Source organism: Actinobaculum suis, from assembly GCF_900618115.1.
Lineage (GTDB): Bacteria > Actinomycetota > Actinomycetes > Actinomycetales > Actinomycetaceae > Actinobaculum > Actinobaculum suis.
Map to the genome: position 1 here is coordinate 1568519 of NZ_UYIO01000001.1, position 21540 is coordinate 1590058.

The following is a 21540-nucleotide window of genomic DNA, read 5'->3' on the forward strand; positions in this document are numbered from 1 at the left end:
ACCGCAGATGGCTTCGGGAACCGCTGATGGTTTCGGAAACTGCTGATGGTTTCGGAAACTGCTGGTGGTTTACAAATCCGCCGGTAGTTCAGAAAACTGCGCAGAGAAATGCGCTAGCGGATTTCGCGCCAAAACTCTTTGCTATGCGCGGCTTTTCCTACAATGGCCTGGCCTATTCCGGCCTCCGCTAGAGATTCCAGGTCGGCACGGCTACGCACTCCCCCGGAGGCAACCACCGGCAGGTCGGTGAGTTTTTGCAAGGCGGCGGTACGTTCCACATTTGGTCCGCTTTCCATCCCGTCCCGAGCAATATCCGTATAGATAATCCCGGCCAAATCTAGATTTTCAACGAGCGGCAAATAGCTCTCAAAAGTGTGTGCAGAAGCTTGCGTCCACCCGTTTATGTAGAGCCGGTTTTCCCGCGCATCCAAGCCGAGGAAGATCCGGCCCGGATAAGTTTTGACCATGGCAGCCAACCATTTAGGGTCAGTGATCGCCCGCGTTCCCACAATGAAATAGGAAACGCCAGCCTGCGCGTAATACTCCAGGTCTGCCGCGCTGCGTAGCCCGCCCCCGATCTGCAATGGCAACGTAGACTGCGCGGCCAGGTCAGCAATGAACTGAGCTTGCTGCGGGCTGCGTTCGCGTGCCCCTATTAGATCCACCACGTGGATCCGAGTTACCTGCGAAAACTGAGAGTAAAAGGCTAGGGCTTGCCGCGGCTGGAGCGCCATTTCCTGGCTGGTCTCATAATCGCCTTGGCGTAGCCGTACCGATTTACCATCAATAACATCAATAGCAGGGATAATCTGGATCATTGGATCACACCCTTTGAAGACGGCACCCCGCCACTCGCCGGTGCCAGCGCAATCTTCAAAGCTCGGGCAAAAGCTTTAAAAATCGCTTCGATTTCGTGGTGGGTATTTCCCGTTTTGAGGAGGTCAATGTGGAGCGTCAGGCGCGCGTTAATCGCCAGCGCGTAAAAGAACTCGCGCACTAGTTCAGTGGCGAATTGGCCCACGGTATCGCGGGAGAACTCGGCATCCATGGCCAGATAGGGCCGGCCCGAAAGATCAATCACCACGCGGGCCAAGCATTCATCCATAGGCATGTAGAAGCTGCCATAGCGCTGATAGGAGCCGCGATCTTTGTAGATTTGCCGAATTAGTTCGCCCATCACGATTCCGATATCTTCCACGGTGTGATGCCCATCGACCTCCAGATCGCCATCGGTTTGGACGTCCAGATAAGTTTGCGAGTGGAAAGCGAAAAGAGTGAGCATGTGGTTAAAGAAACCAATGCCGGTGTTGATTTTTGACTCTTGGAAATCCCGGTTCAGGTCAATCGTCACCTGAATTTTTGTTTCCAAAGTATTGCGTTCTTGGTAGTAAACGCCCGGCGACGGCGTACCGGTTGCGCGCGTGCCGGTTGCGGACGCCCGAGTTACTGACGCGCCGGTTTCGGGCGTGCCTGCGGCGGATGTGCCTGCTGCGGATGTGTTGGCGGCAGGCGTGGTGGCTGTTTTCTCGCTCATGTTTTTTCTCCTTCTGGTAGGGCGGACAGTTAGCTAGTAGTTACTGGAAAGCCCGGTTGGGACTGTGTGGTTAGGGGTAGCTGCCGAGCTACAGCTACCGGCTTGTATTCTGAGAAACGGGTTGTATTGCCGCATATTGGTTTTATTCGCAAGTGTTACGCCACGTGGCAAGTGCAGTTTCTAAGGCCGGATATTCTTCTAGACGGATCACGGAATAGCGGGCATACCCCGCCAACAGAGGATCTTCACCGTAAGTGCGGCCCCGGAAACCCTGAGCGGCCAAAAAGTTTGCTAGTTCTCCGGCCCGCGGCCCGCCAGTAAGCACGTAATTGGCCTGCGTAGGAAACACTTTGACCAGGTCTGCTACCTTTTGGAAGGCCTCTTTGAGCCGGGTTTGGCTGGCTCGTTGATAGTCCACAAACTCGCGTACTCGCCCCGGGTCTTCAAAAAATCCGGCCGCTAGATTTAAGACCAGCGAGTTCACCGGATAAGGATGGTTTACCCGGCAGATACGCTGGAAAGCTTGGCCGCGGCCCAACGCGATCCCCAGCCGCAAGCCCGCCATGCCATAAACCTTAGAAAGCGTGCGCAAATAGATCACATTCGCATCCCTAGGCCGGCGGTATTCGGCCGCGAATTCCACATAGCATTCGTCGATTACTAACCACCCGCCTTGTGCGGCCATACTTTGTGCCAGGTTTTCTAGTTCATCCGCCGAATACACCGCGCCGGTAGGGTTATGCGGGTAGGAAATAATCGCTAGCGAAGGGCGTTTCCGCGCTATCACCTCTTGCATATCCGCAATTTTGCAGGCCAAGTTTTCACGGGCAGGTACCGGATAGTAGGCCCGGCCTAAATCCTCGCAATACTGCTGGTACATGCCAAAATCAGGAGCAAAGAACACCACGCCTTGCCCGCCCAGCGTCAAAATAACTTTCTGGATCCACTCATCGGAACCATTAGCAAGTTCCATACCGGCCGGATCAAGCTCGTAGTAGGCCGCATAGGCCGCTTTGAAACGCTCTGCCTGGCCCTGCGGATAGGCCTGCACGGGAGTTTCCCGCGCGGCCCGCAAAAAATCTTCTGCCGTAAAAGGACTTACGGGAGAAGTATTCCTATCCATAGAAATCACGGAAAACCACCTGCGCTACTGTGTTGTCAACTTACCGCGGCAAGCGCGCCTACTGCGCAGTTTCTGCGGCTTGCGCAGCTACTGCGGCTTCTGCTGCTTCTGCGGCAGCCCGCTTTTCGCGGATTGCCAGAGATGCTTTGTGGGCGAATAGGCCCTCTTCCCGGGCGATCCGTTTGGCCGCTGGAGCAATATCGGCATAGGTGCTAGCGCCGAGCTGAATTACCGCGTGGCCGTGCAAATAAGAATTCACATTCAAACCGTTAGAGAATCGGGCCGCGCTCGCCGTAGGTAGTACGTGGGAAGGCCCGGCAATATAGTCACCGATTGCCACCGGCGCATAAGGCCCCACGAATATCGCCCCGGCATAGGTGATCGCCTCGGTAATTTCTGCGGCGTCTTCCGGTGCGACCAGCACGGAAACGTGCTCGGCCGCGATCCGGTTTGCCACTTCCAGCAAGTTTTCCCGGCTGTCTACCACCGTGTAATGGCAATTTTCCAAAGACGCCGTAATAATCTGCGCCCGTTTTTGCCCGCCCACCAAATCCGCGATGCGCGCGCTCACTTTAGCGGCAAAATCGGCAGATTCGCTGAGCAGATACGTGCGGGCATCCACATCGTGTTCGGCTTGCGCCAGAATTTCATAGGCGACGTCGTCGACCTGCGCGTTCCCATCGGTATACACCAGCACTTCCGAAGGGCCGGCCACGGAATCTATACCTACCTCCCCGTAAACGATGCGTTTCGCCGCCGCCACGTAGGCGTTACCGGGACCCACAATCATGTCCACCTTGGGAATAGTTTGAGTACCGTAAGCTAGGGCGCCGATAGCCTGCGCGCCGCCCAGCCGGTAAACATTTTTGATACCCAAAAAGTACAGCGTGGCAAAAGTTATGTTATTCGTATCGAACATTGGGGTAACCGCATAAAACTCTTTTACTCCGGCTACTTGGGCGGCTACTACCGTCATGAGCACGCTGGAGGGGTACAGGGCGGTACCACCCGGAATATAGAGTCCCACGCGTTGCACCGGGTTAAGTACATAGGAAATCTCCCCCAGATCCTTATTCTTTTCCCGGATCTGCTGCTCATAGTTTTCGATGCGGTTACGCACCAATACCATGGCTTCTTGTAATTCCGGTTCTAGCCCCTCCCACGAAGCTTGCAACTGGGCTTCCGGAACCAAGAAATCCGCTACTTCTTCCCCGTCAAAACGGCTCGTATATTCGCGTAAGGCCGCATCCCCGCGCTTTTTTACGTCCTCCAAAATGGCCAGGGTATTAGACATTACTTCCAGATCGGTGGCCGAACCGGTGGCCTGATACTGGGCTAAAAATTCTGCCGCGTTCATCCGATTACTCCTAACTGGTTCATGAACTCGTAAATCTCATCTTCTTTTGTGTAATAGGTGCGTTTATTCGCTACGAGGCAGACGGTGGAAGTCATGATCGTTTCGTATTCGATCAACCCGTTCATTTTTAGGGTGGCGCCGGAGTCCACAATGTCTACAATGCCGTCTGCCAGGCCCAGAATTGGGGCCAGTTCTACCGAACCGCTCAGATGAATAATCTGCACCTCTTGGCGCTGATTCAAAAAGTATTGGGAAGCCAAATGATCATAGGAAGTGGCTATGCGGCGAAATTCTTCTACGCCGGGCGGGCCGGCCAAGCTCAGGCGGCACCTACCAAAAGGCAGCTCTAGCACATTGAGCACGTCGTAGCGTTTTTCGCTAATCCGATCCAACCCGGTAATCCCCAAATCTGCCACCGCGTTTTCAACGTACGTCGGCACATCTGATGCCTTAGCGAACAAGAATCGCACCGGCCCGACCTGTACGTATAAGGCCCGGTCCGGGTTTTCTAGAGCCTGCCGGTAGGCGTCTAAACCCTGCGCCTCCAAAAAGGCGAGGAAACTTTTCAAAAGCCGGCCTTTCGATAATGCGACCGTAATCATCGTGTGCCTCCCGGTTACTGTGCCTGCGTATTGGCGTCCGTGCTTGGGGCCGAGCTTGCGGTTGCGCGGGCGGTTGCGCGGGCGGGCCCGTGCAAACCTGTGCTTGCACTGGTATTCGCCGGCGAATTTGCTGGCAGTACCGCCGCTTTGGCAAGCGCGCCCAGTGAAATTCCGATCCCAAAACCGTCCCGATAGGAACCGCCACTCATGAGAACTTCCGCTTGCGGCCCAATTACTTGGAAGAAGAACCCGTTGTAATACTTTTGCGGCGGCCGGAAAGACAAATCCAGTACCACTCTTTCCGTATCTACCCGCAAAGCATCCCGTAGCTTCTCCAACCAAGCAAGGGCCGGGCTTTCCGGAAAGTCCGCGCGAATCTGCGCAAACTGTTCGCTCACTTTGCCTTTGAGTACGCGCGTAAGTGGGTGATCCCAGCCCAGGGAAGCCGCCAGCCGGGAAAGGTTCTTCTCGTAAACCAAGGCGGCGGTTTCTTTCCCTAAACCAGAGCTTTCCAAGTACAGGTTGAGGAGTGATTCGTCATTGACCACCACCAGATCCAGGTTCTGCCCGGTCCACTCTTTGAGGAAATCGACGTGCCAACGCAGGCAGGGGTAAATATCCTCCGGCGCGGGTGCATACAGCTCCACCCCGGCCTGGTTATACGAACCCGTGCCGCGGACCACCGGCCCCACGTATCCCACGCGGCTACTGCGCATGCGGTACCGCTGCCGATATTTTATGAGCGACCACGTCCAGTCACTGCGCAGCGAATACAGGCGCCCGCTTTGTGCGTAGACCACAGTAGAAGGATGGTAAAGCTTATCTTCCTCATGGTAGGGCTCCACTAGGTTGAGGTTCATGAGTTCATATCCCTCACCTTCCAGCCGCGCCGCGTAAGCTGCCATGAGCTCCTGTTCGCGTCTGAGTGCCTGCATGATTTTCACCTCTTTCCTTCCCCGCGGTTCCTATGCCGCGTACCGTTACACCGAAGCTATGCTCTAATCTCGTACCGCTCTAGCGCTTCACCTCGCTAAAGCGTTAGGGGTTACGTTACCGGCCCTGTACCGGAAACGCAAACCCCATTCGCCGGTACCCTGTATCGGAGAGCTCACATTTCGGTGACGACGACGCCGAATGTAAGCGGGCATGGACAATACTTTTGGCAGACCAGTTGGCAGACCAGTGAGAAATGAAGTGGATCGATGAATATTGACAAGTTACGCGACGATGAGCTCGATAAGCTCTTCGCCGGAATCCTCAGCCTGAAAAACATCGAAGAGTGCTACCAGTTCTTTGATGACCTGTGCACAATCAACGAGATCCTCTCCATGAAGCAGCGCTTCCAGGTAGCAATCGCCTTGGACCAACGCAAAACCTACACCCACATCGAAAAAACTACCGGGGCCTCTTCTTCTACCATTTCCCGGGTAAACAGATGCTTGGAATACGGATCTAACGGCTACCGGACGGTAATCTCCCGCTTGAAAGAAGAAGGTACATTGCCGTAAAGAGAGGCTGGCCTGGCCGCGGCTGCTAAACGCCCGCGGCCGCCTATTACCTTTTGGCCCCATTTTGCGGGTTAAAACATTTTCCCCGGAAGCACTCTTCGAGGTGTTTCCGGGGTTTTATTTGGCTCCCGCAGCTGGATTCGAACCAGCAACCCTCCGATTAACAGTCGGATGCTCTGCCGTTGAGCTATGCGGGATCGCAACGAGTAACTACTTTAGCAGGGGTGGCCGAAAAAACCAAACCGGCAATTCCGGCCCGCATCACCCCTCTCCGCTTCGAGGCCCCTTTTCTAACACCCCGATTTTTCGCCGCGTTTTAGCCATATCGAGCCGGCCCAGGGAAGCTATCCCCGCTCGCACTCGCCTGCACCGCATACGAGTAGAGAGAAAGGTCACCCCCAAGAGCGGCGGAATCAATGTGCTCGCGTAGCATGCGTCCGGCAAAGAAAAGCAAGACCATCAAAACTAGTCCAAACACGAAGGCGATCAGCAGCCGCATGCGCATTACGTGCTTCATCTCTTCAATTTCCTCCGGGGTCATACTCGATTTTGTTTTCTCTTCCGCCTGTTTATCACCCGCCGGTTTATCGCCAAATTCTTGCATGGCTGGGGCCTGCGCCGCTTCGGGAGACATAAGCGGCGTACGCTCTTTTTTCTTTCCAGGTTTTTCGCACATATGGTCAGCATAGCCCGCTTAGACGAGGACAAATTTGGACCTTGCAAACTTCGCCAAATGCAATACCTCGACCCAAGCTTTCAACACTCCCCTAAGGTAGTCCTAGTCGATTTTCTGTACACAACGAGGAATTATGTTCGAATTTGTATCACTATCGGAAGAGGCCTATGCCAACGCAGTTACCAGCCAGGTAAGCCGCGGGTCCTACCGTTTTCTGCTCCCGCAACTTCCCGAATACGGGCAGGTGATGAGCCGTCACGATGAGAAACAGATCGAATACCTTGCGGTACGCGAAAGAGGCTCGGCCGAATCGGCTAACCCGGCTACCGGTGCGCAAGGAGAAATTGTGGCTACTGCCCTGGTGTACTACCAACCCTGGCGCAAGCTTTTCCGGCGCGCCATAATCACTTACGGCCCGGTACTTGATTGGGATAATGAACCTCTGGTGCGCTTCTTATTTACGGAACTGGAAAAGTATCTTTCCGTGCGCAAGAATGTGGTGAGTTTACGCATAAATCCGCCGGTTGCCAAAGCTTACTATCAAGATATTGAAAAGACTGCGGAGAGCGAGCAAGGCCAGGCCGTCCACAATTTCCTCACCTCCCAGGGCTTTGTGCGCACCACGAAAGAGTTTTATGACCAGCCGGATATTCCTATCCGCTACCTGTACACGAAAGATATTGCTGGGAAGAGTTTCCCTGAGGTTGCCGATACCCTCCGCGGCACGATGCGCCGGCAGGTAAAACATCGCGGCCGCTACGGCGTCGAAGTAGAGTTTAGCGGCGCCGAAAACTGGGATGTATTCCATAAACTGTATGAGGCGAGCCGGGAGCGCACCGACATGGAAGAACTATCTGGTTCCTCCGCGCAAATGTACCGTGACCTCCTGGCAACCATGGGCCCGCAGAAAGCTTTTATTGGCTTGGCCTATGCGAATCCAGAAGAATACTTAGCCCAGTTGCAAGCTGATTCGCAGGATCTAGAGACCCGTATTGCCAAGCTGGAAGAACCACCCGCTACCGGCAAGAAAACTCGCGCTTTGAAAGAACTGCGCAACCAGCAGCAGGCATCCACGCGGCGGATCGCGCAAATCTCGCAGTTACTGAATACCTACGGGCCCGGGCGGATTGCCTTTGCGGGAGCGCTAGCTTTCCGTTGCGGCGATGAACTCGTACAGCTTTTGCGTGGCTTCAATAAGGATTTCGGGTTATTCAACCGGGACTATCCGCTCGAATCGGCTCTCTTGCGCTGGGCGTGCGAGAACCAGATCCGGATTTACAACACCTTCGGAGTTTCTGGCATCTTCGACGATTCCGCACCCGACGCCGCCGTTCTCGAATACAAACGAAACCTGCACGGCAATATCGAAGAGTTCATTGGCACATACACCCTAGAGCTTTCGACGCTTGCCAGCCCGCTCGGTGCCCTCGAATAGTTCGCTGCTGGCGCGCGGCGGGTTTTAGAAGCGGCATCAAGGCACGCTAGAAGCCAGTATCGGTGGGTTCGGGATAGTAGGTGCGCATGGTTTTGATTTCCCGGGCCCCGTGAATGGCCCGGTAGGCCAGGCGTTTCATATTTCGATCGGCCGGATAGTCTAGCGGGTCAACCACGCCCCCTTCCTGCTGTATGGTCTCGATGCGGGCCAAGAGTTCTGGATCGCGAATGTACGTTTCATTTGCGAGTTGTGAGGGAATAATGGCGAAGATTTTTTCTTGCGTGATCCGCTGCCTATTGCCGCGCACATTGAACATATCGTCTAGTACGGCCCGGGCCAGGTTGACGCCGCCTACTTTCAAATAGTAGTGGCCGCGCCCGGCCCGCGGGTTGAGGTCCAACCAGTATTCTTTGCCATCTCGCGGATCGATTTTCACATCGAAGGAGAAAAAGCCCCGCAACCCCACTTTCTGGGCTACCCGGATTCCGTCCTCCACGAGTCGGCCGGCGGTATCCGTGAGAATCAGACCCGCATTGCCGAGATAGTTGGGACTATGCAGGCCGAGGAGTACGCGGCCCGAGCCGGCCGCCGTCGCCTCCCCTAACGCATCTATATAGCCGTTTACCACCCACTGGGTAGTATCGTCACCGGGAATTAGTTGCTGTACGATAACCGGCACCCGCACCCCGGCAGTATGCAATTCTCCGAGCTTACGAATCAGCGCATCCGGGTCAGTGAAAGGTTCCACTTTTGCAAGCCCGGAAGCAAAGTTTTCTTCCAAATCGGTACCGTCGGCAGGTTTGAGCACCACCGGGAAAATCATTTCCGTAAGCTCTGCAATCCACGTGCCCGGCCGGGAAAGCTCTAGCGTACGAATTTGCGGCACATGCAAGCCCAGTTCGCTAAACACACGGGCCATCTGCGGTTTGGAATTGGCGGTATGGACCGCGGCCAGGGGCGCATATGGCAACGCCCACCGCGAAGCAATCCGGTCACGGTTCCCCGCAATCAGTTCTACCCCTTCGTCGCTGTTAATGAGGGCGATGAGGAACTTGTCTGGAAACTCGCGGGAAAGGGAATCGAAAATCGCCAGCGTTTTTTCCGGGTCTTTCAGAGCTTGCCGGCCCACAATCCGGGTTTCCAAAATCCGTGAATCATTGATTGGACCGCGCGCGAAAGGTGCGATCACCAGGCTTTTCAGCCCCGCAGTTTCATGGAATAGCCGCGCAAAGCTATAGGCCTCAATCTCGTTTCCGAAGATGACGGGCAAGATATTCCGCGTCTTCCGCACCTTGTTTCCTCCTTGAATACGCAAAGCTCGCCAGTGGCGTGGCTATTTCTGTACCAACCGCGCCCGCAGGCCCAACCGAATTGCAGTTAACTCTTCTTCAACTTACTGAGGATTTTACGTACCAGGTTCCAGAAAACGCGAACTTCGTCCATCCGCAAAATAGCCATGAGTGCAAGGTAGATCCCCACTATTGCAACTCCCCCAACTATCAGCGCTCCGAAAGCCGAGCCGAGGGATATGGGGGCGAAGAGCGGACCAAATAACCGGAGCACCAAGAACCCGCCCAGCATGGCACTAACCGAAACCACCGCGAGCTTCAGGTGGAATGTGAGTAGATCTGGATAGTTCCAGCCCCCAACCCGCGGGCTTAGTTTTGCCAACATTACAAAAGTGCAGGCAATATTAGTTGCGGACATCACTACCCCCACGCCGACTACTACCCACTGCGGGGGTAGGAAACCGCACAGGAAGAATCCGGCTACGCCGGCAATCTGGAAGGGCAGATTCACCCAGAAAGCTCCGCGGGTATCTTCGAAGGCATAGTAGACGCGGTCTAGCACCTGCACGGCGCCGATCGCGGTCAAGCCGATGGACATTGCGGCCACTACCCGTGCTAAAGTCACAGCTTCTTGCGGGGCTGAAGTGAGGGCAAAAATACGGGAGATCGGTACGGAAAGCACGATCAGGCCTACCGAACACAAGAACATGATGGTGGAAACAACTTTTAAGGTACGTTCCACATCTTCCCGCATGCGTATGATCTCCCCTTCCGCTACCGCGCTAGACATTCGGGTAAAAACGGCGGTGGCAATGGAAACCACGAATAGCGAAGTGGGAATCGAATAGATCGTGTAGGCGGTGTCATAGGCAAAGTTACCGGCCACGGTTTGCAGGTCCATCCCGGCCTGTTCGGCGCGGGCCGAAGCCCCGGCTGCCACATTAGAAGTAATTGCCGTGGGAATAAAGGATACGAGCATGGTGAGGGCCATCCACCATGAAGCCCGGCCGGCTGCTCCCAAACCGGAACCACGCCAGCGGAAATCGAAACGGAAACGGATCCCTGATGCCCGCAGCGGCCACACCAAAATAATGGCCTGGGCGGCGATTCCCAATGTAGATATGCCACCAATCGCGCCTACGCGTTGCGCTGTCCAGGCACTCGGATCTGCCCCGTCAGCCGGGGTAACCGGCCCCCACACCGCCAAAATGGCGAGGAAACCCGCGATTGCCACCACATTATTGAGCGCCGGCGCCCACATATACGGCCCGAAACTTTCCCGTGCGTTCAGCACCTGCCCCATTACGGTATACATGCCGTAGAAGAAAACTTGCGGCAAACACCAATAGGCGAATTGCACGGTGAGGTGATACCAGTCATCGTCCATCGTGGCGGCCATCATTTTCACAATGAATGGTGCACCGGCCGTAATAACGACAGTCACTGCACCCAGACCCACGATGGCAATGGTCAAAAGCTTGTTGATATAGGCTTGCCCGCCGTCGTCACTGCGTTTCGTGGCCCGCACGATTTGTGGGACGAGTACCGCGTTTACGATCCCGCCCACAATAATCATGTAGATCAGATTGGGCAGTTTGTTAGCCACATTGAAAGCATTACCGGCTTGGCTAGTGAGCCCCACTACCGCAGCCAATAGGATCGGGCTACGAACCAGGCCCAGCACGCGGGAGACCAAAGTACCCACAAACATGACGAAAGAGTTATAGGCAGCGGATTTCTTTTCCGGTTGCTCGGTTTCGGTGGCTACTTGCGCATGTGCATCGGCGTCGCCGTATTCGTAATCCTCGTGGTAGGCGTAGTCCGCATCGTATTCATAAGCTTCTGTGGTTGCGTAGGGTTCGCCGTAGCCGTGCGCGTGTTGGGAGGCCTCCCGGGCAGCGGCTTCTTGCTGGGCCGCTTCCCAGGCAGCGCGGCGCTGGGCCCGCCGCCGGCGTTGCCAGGCAATCTGGGCGTCCGTTACTTCGTCTGCTGGCTGGTAGCGCGAACTTTGAGTTTCTTGCCGTTCCGGGCCGGCCGGGTAACGCAAGGCGGGCAAGGTGCGGGTGGCGCTCGGATCTTCTGGGGCTTCCTCCACCGGCACGCGCGTATCACGAATTGGACGCGGTGGAGCGGCACGGCGTACCCTATTGGACGGACGTGCGGGGCGCTTCGACGCCGATGAACCCGGCCCCTCGGGGCGAATAACCGGTAGTTCCCCGGTCAAACCAGAAATAAAATCTGCGGCCCCAGGATTGGGTTGCAAGCCGGTGGGTTCTTGCATCGAAGGGTAAGTTGCCCACGGACGCATCCCCGCATCATCGGAAAAGTGCCTGCCTTTTCGAGTGCCTCTACTCGGCCTATCACTCATGCGTTGATGCTATCGCAGGATTTGGCGGGCACGAAAAACCACGGCATGTACAACCCTTCCTCTTCGCCTTGCAGCATTCTTTGCCACGGCGCGTGCGGGCAGCGGCAATCCAGGCGATGCTCTCGTATGGGCCGGTTAGTCTGGCCCAGGCGCGTGCGGGCAGCGGGCTCGCTAGAAAGCCGTGCCCACTATTGCCGGCACCAGTCTTCCGGATTATTCACGCATCTCATTATTCACGCATCTCAGATTCTTACTTCCCAGATCTAAGATTTCAGCCTAAGATTCCAAAATGTTACGTACCGCGGCCTCGGTCTGCGCGTTGGCTTGTAGGGCGGGTTCTTTCGCCACAGTGTTAATCGGCAAACCCTTCACTTTAACCGCGGCTTTAATAGCAGTGATAAAAAGATCGGAAACATCGTATATCCGCATTAGATTTGCTACCCGGGTGGCCTGCTGGATAGCAATCGCATAGTCCCCGCGTTCATAGGCGCGATGCATGGCCACAAAGGTTTCTGGCTCCACATTCGTCATTCCGGTGAGAATGCCGGCGCCGCCGCTCACCCGGTTGCTTAGGTAATATTCGTCATAACCGGAAAGCACCGAGAAGTCCTTCCGGATCGGATGGACGGCCTGCACAATTTTCCGCGTGTGGGAAGCATTATCCACGGTGTCTTTAATCCCCACAATTGATTCATATTTGCCGGCGAGCCGAGCCACGAGTTCCGGCGTCAAATCTGAACCGGTGCGATCCGGGAAGTTATAGAGCAGGATCGGCAGCTTCGTATTCTCGGCAATAGCCGAGAAGTACTTTTCGGCAACTTCTTCGGAAGGGCCAAAATAGTACGGGGAGACGATCACCACGGCGTCGGCACCACATTCATCGGCATAATTCGTAAGCGCAATGACTTCTTCCTGGTTAGTACCACCGGTACCCACCAAAAGTTGCGTGCGGCCGGCCACGTGCTTGGTCATATGACGGATGGCTTCTTGCTTTTCCTCTACCGTAAAAGCGTAAAACTCCCCGATTGATCCAAACAGCAAAACTCCGTTGATGCCGGCCGCAATCAGGTTATCAACGTGCTTCTCCCAGTTCTCCAAATCAATCGAACCGTCCTCCCGGAGCGGCGTGATCGACGGCGTGTAGATTCCTGCAAACATTTTTCCTCCAGTGGTTCTCAGCTCACGCCCGCAGACTCTCAACTCGCGCCGCAGGCACCTAACTCGCGCCGCAGGCACCTAACTCGCGCCTACAGGCTCTCAGCTCGCGCCCGCAGGCTGCGCTGATAAAGTACCTGCCGTAAGCTGTGCGGTGCAGCCCAGCTTACGGCAGGCTATCTGGCGTGCCCTCTCCTAGCGCGTTATTACTCTCTTATGGACCTTATACTGTGTACGCCAGCGCCCGGATTCTACGCCGGTAGCCCGTACGCTTTCCGCGCGTTTCCAGCAAAGAAATCAGGGCAATCTGCAAACAGCGAGCGCATCAGTTCGAAGTGAGCTTCGAAAGTCCCGTTCATCGTGACCACCGGGAAGTTCGAAGCAAACAGCACCTGGTGTGGGCCGAAAGTATCTTTCACAAACTTCACAATATCCGGATTTACGGGATTATCGCCCGAAACCTTCACGTATGCATGCGGGAGCCGAGCAATTTCCTCCAAAGCTTTCCGGGTATCGCTATCCAATTCGGTGACATTCCCCAAGTGATCCAAAATCATGGTTAGCTCCGGAACCTGGGCGAAGGCCTTCGCAATATCACCAATCTCGGCACCACGGTTAGTTACCTCGAAAACTAAGCCGTGTTCGGCCAGGGCACGCAAGCCCGCAATAAACTCCGGTTCCAAACAGCGCCCGCGCGGCGAATCCCCAGTATGGAGCGGTTCACGCACACCTTGGGCGTTGAGCGGCACCCGCATCGCCGGCCCTACTTTGGCGCGCAACATGCGGGCCAAAATACGCGGATCCTTATTTGCTTCGAGGAGCGCATCTTCCTGCTCTGGGTTTTCTTGATCTACTTCCACATAGACGCCGCCCACAAACTCCACATCCGAATACTGCTCATATTTCGCGGCCAGATCTGCAATCGTGTATTTGCGGGTAATCTTGCCATTCGTATCTGCCAACCAAGGTAGGTTTTGTACCTCTGGATCCCAGATATGGAAGTGCGTATCTATGACCTGCAAAGCACTCATAAAGTTCTCCCTTCCGGCTCGAAGCCGTTCCTTTCCGGGCTTATGCCTCCACCTTGTTATTTTCCGGTACATCGCTCCGGTTCAACTTCGAACCCTTGAAGGCGTACCAAGCGCAGTACACGAAGATTAGAGCGCCGAGCCCGAAGGCTGATTCGATTCCCCAGGTATCCGTCATCAGGCCCATAATCAGGGGCACGATTGCCGCGCCCACGATAGACATGGTGAGCAAAGAAGCACCCGTCTTCGCGGCATCTCCTCTAAATCCGCGCAGTGAGAGCGAGTAAATGGTTGGGAAACCAATGGAAATGAAGAAGTAGGCAATAACGATCGCCCAGGTAGAGAAGACACCCAGGCCGGCCACGCCCACGGCAAAGCAAACGGCCGCGGCAATCATGTAGACGCCCAGAATCTTCGATGCCTCCCACTTGGCCATCAGCGGTGTGGTCACAATCCGGCCAATCGCAAACAGAGCGGTGGCAACGGTTAGATATATTGCTCCCTGCGCCGAAGAAATCTCGCCCATATGCTTGACTGCATAGCTTGCAATAAGTGCCATGCCACCCACTTGGGCGCCGATGAACAAGAACTCCGCGAGAATACCCGTGGAGAAGTGAGGGAACTTCAACAAGCTCGAAATCTTTGCAGATCCAGCACTTTCTTCTTCGTCTGCCGGTGGTTCAGGTAAACGAATCCCCACGAAGGCCACCAAAATCAGCACCAATACCACCGCGAGCACGATGTAGACCACACCGATATTGTTAAACACAGCTTCACGGATGCTGGCCATCTGTTCGGGCGAGGTGGCTTCCAAAGCGGCCTTCGGCAACAACGCGGAAGCAATCAGCGGGCCTGCTACTGAGCCCACCCCATTGAAGGACTGGGCAATATTGAGACGCAAAGATTCGCTTTTCTCATCGCCGAGTTTCGTAATATACGGGTTTGCATTCGTTTCCAAAGTGGTAGCGCCCGCCGCAACCACAAACATGGCGAGTAGGAAAATGGCGTAGCTGAGCGCATTTACCGCCGGAATTGTAATCAAGCAACCGGCCGCAAAAAGCGCCAAGCCCATAATGATTCCAGCCTTATAGCCCCAGCGTTTGGCCACCGCGGCCGCCGGAATTGCCATCACAAAATAGGCGCCATAATAGGCAACTTGCAGGAGCGTGGATTCTGTAGTGGAAAGCTCCATATACGTTTTGAAGGGCTCATTGAGGGAATTGAGCAGGTTCATCGTCAATCCCCACATGAAGAAGAGGAGAATAACTAGCCCGATCGCGAGTTTCGCGCTCCCCCTCTGTTTTCCAGGTTTCGCGTTCATATCTCTTTTCTTTCTCAGTGCTACGTTGGTCAGATTGTGCGGCGAGTCGGCACCCGCGACTTCCCTCCGCTTTAGCTCAGCGCGCGGTCCAGATGTACATAGCCGCCGTCGACGAACACCCACTGCCCGGTGGTGTGCGAAGAAAGCGGGGAAAGCAGGAACACTCCCATATCGGCAATTTCTTCCGGCTTGGTCATGCGCTTTTCGAGCGGAATCTTGTCCGTAATAACCGCGAGCCGCGCTTCTTGTTCTTCCTTCGAGCCGAAGGTCTTGATCCAGTTTTCGTATAGTGGCGTCCAGCATTCAGAAACCACGATGGCGTTGACCCGCACCTGATCCTGAGCGAGCGCGGCTGCCCATTCCCGGGTGAGTCCCAAAATCGCTGCCTTGGCGGCCGCATAAGCAGAGGTCTTGCCCTGGCCCGTCAGTGCTGTCTTGGAAGTAATATTCAGTACCGCGCCGCGCGATTCGCGCAGGTAGTTCACGGCGCTATGCACGGTTTCGTAATAATGGGTGAGGTTTCCGTGCAAAGACTTTTCGAAGTCTCGCCAAGAGGTGCCGTCCAAATCCTTATTATCGTTTGCCCCCGCGTTATTGACGACGCCGTCTATCTTCCCGTACTTCTTGTACGTGGCCTCAATAATGGGCGCAATCTTATCGGTCTCATTCAGGTCAATTACGTGATACTCGTAGGTGGCCCCGTACTCTTTCATAGCCGCGGTAAATTCCGCGGTTTCGGCTTCCTTATCAAGCACTACGGGAATTGCACCTTCCCGCGCCAAAGCGTTCGTTAACCCGCGGCCAATTCCCTGTAGACCGCCGGTGACGATATATACGTTGTCCTTGATTTTCAAATCCATTTTCTATCTCCTTTGATGTCAAACGGGTATATGCCTACCCCCGAGTAGAGTTCCACTGGATAAAACCCGGTTCCATTTCTGGCTGGTATCTTGGATAATACTCCTGTATTCCAAGACACACAAGGGACTACGAGAGTAAGCTGAAATGGCGATGTAGTTACGGATACGTAACACGGGAAGGGGTCGGTAGCTTTATGGCAGCGGAAAAACTCACCGCCGCAGATAAGACATTAATGGTGCTTATTGCGGCCATGCAGGAGAGTCGATTTACAGATATTGTGACCGCTACCGGGCTTTCTAAATCCACGGTGCATCGTCTTTTACAAACCTTGCTCAACTATGGCTTTGTAACGCTTACCGCCGATGGGGAATATTTGCCGGGCCCTTCCGCCCTGCGGATGGCTGGCACGGCTTTCGAATCCATCGACATTTCGAAGATTGCCTTGCCATTTATGGAAGAACTATCAGCGGCTACCGGTTATACGATCCATTTGGGCGCGCTCAATGGCACGGAAGCTATTTATATTGCGATCGTGAATGGGGATGCGCCGTACCGTATTCCTTCCGGCATTGGTGACCGTTTGGCTTTGCATTCCACTTCTATTGGCAAGTCCTTGCTCACCGGTTTTTCGGAGCGGGCACTGCGCCGGTATTTGCGCGATCCGGGCTTGAGCCCAAAAACTCCCAATACGCACACCGATGCGCAGGCCTTGCGCACAGATTTACAAGCTATTCGCGAGCGCGGCTATAGCTATGATGATGAGGAAAACGTGCCGGGGATTCGTTGTATTGGCGCGCCGATTAGATCGCATACCGGTCAGATTACGCATGGGCTGTCTCTTACTTCCCTGGCCATGGAAAACTCGCTTGCTGATTTAGAAAAGCTTGCTCCGCAAGTGATTGCTACCGCGCAAAAGATTTCCACTGCCCTGGGTGCACCTTCCGCCGGTACCGGTATCGCCAGCGTCGGTACCGGTACCGTTACCGACGTCGCTTAACGTACCTCTCGCGCGGCGCGCCAGTAGCGGGGGTACCGAGTGCGGCAACTACCAATATTGCCAAACCGCTAGAGGTACGAATACCGCCAATTCCGCATCTGCAGTGCGCTAGCCGCGGCCGGTAACCAGGTGGCCAGCCGTAGCAACCGGTCAGCAGTAGCAACTGGCCAGCCGCAGCAACTGGCCAGCAGTAGCAATTGGCCAGCCGCAGCAACTCGCCAGCCCTAGCAACTGGTCAGCCGTGCAAGCCAGAGAATTTTTCGCCGTCGCGGTAGACCGCGAGCGGTTCTAGTTGCCCATTGGTGATTACGATATCGGCGATATTGCCGGGGCGTAGCTCCCCGTGTTTTTCGAGTCCGATCACGCGGGCCGGCGTGGCTGAGGCCATGGTTACCGCATCGGGTAGGGCGACGCCGGCTTGCCAGGTGGTTCGTACTACGTCAAGCAGGTGCGAGGTGCCGCCGGCCAGGTTGCCGCCCCGCAAACGTGCCACGCCTTCGGCCACATGCACCAAAATACCGCCGAGTTCGTAGGTGCCGTCTTCCATTCCGGTGGCGGCCATCGCGTCTGTGATGAGGCTGATCCGGTTCGGGCCGAGCGCGTCCACCAGGTTCTTCACCAAAGAGGGGGCGATATGCACGCCGTCCCCGATGAGTTCTATCGTTGCGTTTCCGCAGGCTGCGGCCGCAATGTATTCGGGTACCGGCCCCGGGGCGCGGTGCATTACCTCCCGCATGGCGTTGAAAAGATGCACGGCGACGGGCCGGCGATCCGAACCGGTAGCTTTAAAGGCTTCTACCGCAATTTCGAGCATGTGCCGGGCTTGAGCGGCGTCGGCATTGGTATGCCCAAAGCCGGGGGTTATGCCTTGTTCCACCAGGTAGCGGACGAGTTCTGCGGCTCCTTCTCGTTCCGGGGCCACCGTCATCGACCAGGCGTACCCGCGCGCCGCTTCTAACAGGCTGGCGGCCGCTGATATATCCGGGCCGGTAATAAAGGAGCCGTTTTGCGCACCGGCGCGTTCTGTGGAGAGGAAAGGACCTTCGATATTAATAGCGGAAATCAGCCCGGTATCGCAGGCATCAGCTAGCAGACCGGCAGAGAACTCCATGCGGTCAAGTTCCATGGTGGAAAGGGTGGCGGCCAGGCGCGTGGTGCCGTGGCGAATGTGTTCGTGGGCGGCGCGGGCCACTTCTTCCTTGTTTACGGCGTCTGGGAAGGATTCTCCGCCGCCGCCATGTACGTGTTCGTCTACTAAACCGGGGAGAACAAAGTTATCGGAAGGGGAAAGATCTGCGTCGGTAGGGCGCGCAGGCCCCACGTAACTAATTGTGTCTGCTTCCCAGGCGACGACGCCGTCCTCCACGATTTCATGCTTGCAAACAATTCGGCCACGCACTGCCGGCATTCGGCGCCTCCTTGCGCTTTACGGCATTACCTGGTGTAGCGGTAATGCCTCGCTATCCCTGTACGCTCACGCTGTGGGCGGTCCTGTACCACAAAAGAACCACCCGTGACGTACGTCCCAGACTACCTGAGTTGTGTCGCAAACCCAAGCTACGCGAACTGGGTTCACGCGCATCTTCTCCGCAAACTGGTGCCCCGGGCAGGACTTGAACCCGCGACCGATGGATTATGAGTCCACTGCTCTAACCTGCTGAGCTACCGGGGCATAATCATTCGCACCAACCGCGCCGGGCGCGGGCAAGGCTGCTTTACGCGGCCACTGCTTGGGCGAACCTAAAAAATGATAGCAGGAGGAGGGCGAGTTATGCCCATCCCGCATCGCATTCTGGGCGTGCAATGCGACTCGCTTCACTCTACCGGCTACGTTACCCGCACGACGCTAGCTGATCTTCTCCGCGATGCTAGCTGATTTGTTCTTCGCAGGCACGGCGTTGGGCTTCGAGTTCCATGAGCCGGCCAAAAAGTTGCTCGTAGGTGGCATCTGCGGGATTAGTGCGCTGCAGGGCGCTACGCACTTCCGTAATTTGCCTTTCGATCCCCTGCCGGATCAAGGACAGCGTAATCCCCCACACGTAGCGCGGGAGCCTTTCCGCACTGTCTTCGGGGAGGGCTTCGGCCGCTAACTGAGATACTGCGGGAGCCAACTGCGGCCCGGCTTGCTCACTGACAGCCGCAATATAATCCGCATTTGCGGCCCTCTCTGCTGCTTCCGAGCTGGCCCCGCTTTGCACTAGTTCCTCGTATTTTGTGGCCCAAGCCTGCGTACCGCCAATCTCCCGGATGGCTTCGTGAATACGCCGATGGAGCGGATGGGCGAAGGTCTGGGATGGCAAAGAATCCATTTCCGCGGCCCGCGCAAAAGCCGGAAGCTGTAGATAGACATTCAAAGCTTCATGCTCTACGCGCTCTGTGGTCTCCCTAATTTCTCGGCGGGCGGGCAATAACTGGGTTGCCACTAATTCCGCGTTTTCGGCGTTTTGCGGCTGTTGCGGGTTAGGCGCGGTTTGTAGATGCTCCGAACCAGGCGCAATTTGCTGATCTTGCGGCTTAGAATCACCTTGCTGATTCTGGCCGTCTCGCTGATTTTGCCCGCCCGGCAAGTTCTGCCCGCCCGGCAAGTTCTGCCCGCCCGGCAAGTTCTGCCCGCCCGGCAAGTTCTGCCCGCCCGGCAAGTTCTGCCCGCCTCGGTGATTTTGCGGATTTGCTATTCCCTGCCCGCGGCTGGCGCCGGTCAGGCTGCGCGGCGGACGGGCCGGGGCAAGTTGGGATTGCCGGCGTTCCCGGCTCTGGCTAGGCTGCCGGGCAGCTTCCGCTACCGCGGCCTGCACTACCGGCTCTTCCATTCCCAACCAACCAGCTAAGTTCCGCGTATATTCACCGCGCAATACCCGGTCTCGAATGCCGGCCACAATTGGGGCACCTGCCCGCAACGCCATAGTGCGGCCTTCTGCCGTATCCAAAGGCATAGCATCAATCATGGTACGGATCGCAAATTCGAAAAGCGGGCGGCGGGAAGCCACTACCTCCCGCAAAGCCGCATCCCCCATTTTTTGCCGCACTTCGCACGGATCCATACCGCCCGGCGAAATCGCCACAAAAGTTTGGGCCGCAAAAGACTGATCTTCTTCAAAAGCCCGCAAAGCTGCTTTTTTACCGGCCTCATCACCGTCGAAAGTAAAAATCACTTCACCGCCATAGGAACCACCACTGCGCAAAGATACGCCAGCAGCCGGATTGGCAGCGTCGCCCAATAGGCGCCGCACGATTCTAATGTGTCCCTCTCCGAAAGCAGTACCGCAGGTAGCAACCGCAGTTTTAATACCGGCAAGGTGCGCGGCCATTACGTCCGTATAGCCTTCGACGATCACGATTTCTTTCTTCCGGGAAACTTCCTGTTTCGCCAGATTCAAACCGTAGAGCACGCTGGACTTGTGGTAGATCGAAGTTTCGGGCGTATTGAGATATTTCGGCCCTTTGTCATCTTCGCTCACGCGGCGGGCGCCGAAACCTACCGGCTCGCCAGTAATCGAATAAATCGGCCACATGAGGCGGCCGCGGAACCTGTCATAAAGGCCGCGTTTGCCTTGCGATGCTAGGCCGGCCGCCAAAATCTCTTTATCGGAAAACCCGCTTTGCCGCAAAAACGAAGTCAGCCCATCCCATTCATTGCGGGAAAAACCGACCTGGAAATGGTCCATTGCGGCCTCATCAAAACCACGCTCGGCTAACATTTGGCGGGCTGCGGCCGCTTCCGGCGTTGCAAATTGGCGCCGATAAAACTGGATCGCCACCCGGTGCGCGTCAATCAGGCGGATCTTGCGTGGCTCTCCCGGTTTGCGTTGCGGGCCGCCTTCCTCATAGTGCAATTCGATACCGTAGCGGCGGGCCAGCAGCTCCACGGCCTCCACAAAACCAATACTCTCGATTTTTTGCACGAAGGAGATAACATCGCCGTCTTCCCCGCAACCAAAACAGTGATAGCGCCCGTGATTAGGACGCACGTGGAAAGAAGGCGTTTTTTCGTCATGAAAAGGGCATAAACCGAGGAAAGAATCCATACCCGAAGGCTTTAAAGTGACGTATTGCGATACTATTTCGTCTATACGTGCAGTGCCCCGCACCAGATCAATATCTTCACGTCGAATCAGCCCGGCCATGGCACACATTCTACGAACTTCTCCCCCGCCGCGGCGATGTTACTGCTTACGGCCTGCCGTGTCGCGCGCCTGCTGTGTCGCGATTCTGCGGTGTCGCGAGTCTGCCGTGTCGCGCGCCTGCTGTGTCGCGAGCCTGCCGTGTCGCGCGCCTGCCGTGTCGCG

General features: G+C 55.9%; 18 protein-coding genes and 2 tRNA genes. 3 read left to right on the forward strand and 17 right to left on the reverse strand.

Annotated features, from left to right (window positions below):
• Nucleotides 1–113: 113 nt before the first annotated feature.
• From H8274_RS06435 to H8274_RS06460, 6 genes are all read right to left on the reverse strand, one after another.
• Nucleotides 114–818 (reverse strand): 1-(5-phosphoribosyl)-5-[(5-phosphoribosylamino)methylideneamino]imidazole-4-carboxamide isomerase, encoded by a 705-nt coding sequence (locus H8274_RS06435; protein ID WP_074660543.1) that lies wholly within the window; start codon nt 816–818, stop codon nt 114–116.
• Nucleotides 815–1534: an imidazoleglycerol-phosphate dehydratase HisB gene (hisB, locus tag H8274_RS06440; protein WP_221884773.1), complete on the reverse strand. Its 720-nt coding sequence runs from the start codon at nt 1532–1534 to the stop codon at nt 815–817. Before hisB ends, H8274_RS06435 begins: the two co-directional genes overlap by 4 nt.
• 142 nt (nt 1535–1676) lie before the next feature.
• Nucleotides 1677–2657 carry a pyridoxal phosphate-dependent aminotransferase gene (locus tag H8274_RS06445; RefSeq protein WP_065415176.1) on the reverse strand — a complete coding sequence of 327 codons (981 nt, stop codon included), beginning with the start codon at nt 2655–2657 and terminating at the stop codon, nt 1677–1679.
• Nucleotides 2658–2715: 58 nt separating this feature from the next.
• Entirely contained in the window at nt 2716–4014 is a 1299-nt protein-coding gene (hisD, locus tag H8274_RS06450; protein WP_185934121.1) for a histidinol dehydrogenase, read from the reverse strand.
• Nucleotides 4011–4616 carry an ATP phosphoribosyltransferase gene (hisG, locus tag H8274_RS06455; protein ID WP_065415145.1) on the reverse strand — a complete coding sequence of 202 codons (606 nt, stop codon included), beginning with the start codon at nt 4614–4616 and terminating at the stop codon, nt 4011–4013. The genes hisD and hisG overlap by 4 nt, the downstream gene beginning before the upstream one ends.
• 14 nt (nt 4617–4630) lie before the next feature.
• Nucleotides 4631–5551, reverse strand: coding sequence for an ATP phosphoribosyltransferase regulatory subunit (locus H8274_RS06460; protein ID WP_185934122.1), 921 nt, complete (start codon nt 5549–5551; stop codon nt 4631–4633).
• Between the two features lie 267 nt (nt 5552–5818).
• Between H8274_RS06460 and H8274_RS06465 the strand changes: the two genes are divergently transcribed.
• The gene (locus H8274_RS06465; RefSeq protein WP_065415147.1) at nt 5819–6124 is read left to right on the forward strand and encodes a YerC/YecD family TrpR-related protein; all 306 of its coding nucleotides are present in this window, start codon (nt 5819–5821) and stop codon (nt 6122–6124) included.
• 122 nt (nt 6125–6246) lie between these two features.
• Here the strand turns inward: H8274_RS06465 and H8274_RS06470 are convergent.
• Nucleotides 6247–6321, reverse strand: a tRNA-Asn gene (locus H8274_RS06470).
• A 119-nt stretch (nt 6322–6440) separates the two neighbouring features.
• A complete protein-coding gene (locus tag H8274_RS06475; protein ID WP_185934123.1) occupies nt 6441–6800 on the reverse strand; it encodes a hypothetical protein in 360 nt (119 codons plus the stop codon).
• 133 nt (nt 6801–6933) lie between these two features.
• Here H8274_RS06475 and H8274_RS06480 point away from each other — a divergent pair, with 133 nt between their 5' ends.
• Entirely contained in the window at nt 6934–8235 is a 1302-nt protein-coding gene (locus H8274_RS06480) for a lipid II:glycine glycyltransferase FemX (protein WP_185934124.1), read from the forward strand.
• Nucleotides 8236–8281: 46 nt separating this feature from the next.
• Here H8274_RS06480 and H8274_RS06485 read toward each other — a convergent pair whose 3' ends face one another.
• The 6 genes from H8274_RS06485 to H8274_RS06510 form a co-directional block, all read right to left on the reverse strand.
• Entirely contained in the window at nt 8282–9526 is a 1245-nt protein-coding gene (locus H8274_RS06485; RefSeq protein ID WP_049619028.1) for a carboxylate--amine ligase, read from the reverse strand.
• A gap of 86 nt (nt 9527–9612) precedes the next feature.
• The gene (murJ, locus tag H8274_RS06490) at nt 9613–11892 is read right to left on the reverse strand and encodes a murein biosynthesis integral membrane protein MurJ (protein WP_244924542.1); all 2280 of its coding nucleotides are present in this window, start codon (nt 11890–11892) and stop codon (nt 9613–9615) included.
• A 276-nt stretch (nt 11893–12168) separates the two neighbouring features.
• Nucleotides 12169–13050, reverse strand: a complete 882-nt coding sequence (dapA, locus tag H8274_RS06495) for a 4-hydroxy-tetrahydrodipicolinate synthase (protein ID WP_065415151.1) — start codon at nt 13048–13050, stop codon at nt 12169–12171.
• 248 nt (nt 13051–13298) lie between these two features.
• A complete protein-coding gene (locus H8274_RS06500) occupies nt 13299–14078 on the reverse strand; it encodes an amidohydrolase family protein (RefSeq protein ID WP_185934125.1) in 780 nt (259 codons plus the stop codon).
• Nucleotides 14079–14118: 40 nt separating this feature from the next.
• Nucleotides 14119–15396 carry an MFS transporter gene (locus H8274_RS06505; protein ID WP_185934126.1) on the reverse strand — a complete coding sequence of 426 codons (1278 nt, stop codon included), beginning with the start codon at nt 15394–15396 and terminating at the stop codon, nt 14119–14121.
• Between the two features lie 71 nt (nt 15397–15467).
• On the reverse strand, nt 15468–16256 hold the full coding sequence (locus H8274_RS06510) for an SDR family oxidoreductase (protein WP_065415154.1): 789 nt from the start codon (nt 16254–16256) through the stop codon (nt 15468–15470).
• Nucleotides 16257–16450: 194 nt separating this feature from the next.
• Between H8274_RS06510 and H8274_RS06515 the strand changes: the two genes are divergently transcribed.
• Nucleotides 16451–17254, forward strand: coding sequence for an IclR family transcriptional regulator (locus H8274_RS06515; protein WP_049619034.1), 804 nt, complete (start codon nt 16451–16453; stop codon nt 17252–17254).
• A gap of 235 nt (nt 17255–17489) precedes the next feature.
• On the opposite strand, the gene H8274_RS06520 is transcribed toward H8274_RS06515, so the two are convergent.
• The 3 genes from H8274_RS06520 to dnaG form a co-directional block, all read right to left on the reverse strand.
• Nucleotides 17490–18662 carry an N-acetylglucosamine-6-phosphate deacetylase gene (locus H8274_RS06520; protein ID WP_185934127.1) on the reverse strand — a complete coding sequence of 391 codons (1173 nt, stop codon included), beginning with the start codon at nt 18660–18662 and terminating at the stop codon, nt 17490–17492.
• Between the two features lie 187 nt (nt 18663–18849).
• Nucleotides 18850–18926: transfer RNA gene (locus H8274_RS06525), tRNA-Ile, on the reverse strand.
• Between the two features lie 196 nt (nt 18927–19122).
• Complete coding sequence (gene dnaG, locus H8274_RS09775; RefSeq protein ID WP_244924543.1) at nt 19123–21378, reverse strand: DNA primase; 2256 nt, start codon at nt 21376–21378, stop codon at nt 19123–19125.
• Nucleotides 21379–21540: the final 162 nt, after the last annotated feature.